We start from the raw sequence: 536 nt of genomic DNA on the forward strand, positions 1-536 counted from the left end.
AGATGTGTATAAGAGACAGGGAATGCGTACATCTGGTGCAGCGGACCGCTGAGCAACCGAGTGGTCACGTCGACCACCGGGTCCGATGCGGGCGCGGCGGGACGGCGGTCCAGCTTCTTGGCCGTGCTGACAGCAGGCGAAGCCGGAGCCGTGATGTCGGTGTAAGCGATTGCAACCATGATGGCCTCCTAGTCACGTCACGGCGCAACGCGCACAGCCGGAGGCCCGGGGGCTCAGCTGGAGGCGGTATGCGACCGTTCGGATGGGGACGGAACAGACGTCAGATATCGGCTCGGACTATCACCGGAACTCATTCGTCCCTCACCTCCTCTCGGTCGCGGGCGCGCACCAGCGCGCCAAATTCACCGCATGCTCGGGGAGGCAGCTCCGACCACCGTCGGGAGACCGCACCCCTCTCGTCAGAGCTTTGGCACTGCACGGCGTGTCCCATTCGGGAAGCCACTTGGGCTCAACCCTTAATCCGGGAGGAGCTGTCCTGACCCGGGGCGTCTTTCGACGTTCGGGGTCAGTGGCCT

At 64.7% G+C, this 536-nt stretch carries 1 riboswitch.

What is annotated here, in order from left to right:
* Positions 1 to 404: 404 nt before the first annotated feature.
* Positions 405 to 536: riboswitch (M-box (ykoK) riboswitch) on the reverse strand. This riboswitch is flagged as partial in the annotation.

This window comes from Mycobacterium sp. UM_Kg1, from assembly GCF_000972925.1.
Classification (GTDB): Bacteria; Actinomycetota; Actinomycetes; order Mycobacteriales; family Mycobacteriaceae; genus Mycobacterium; species Mycobacterium hiberniae.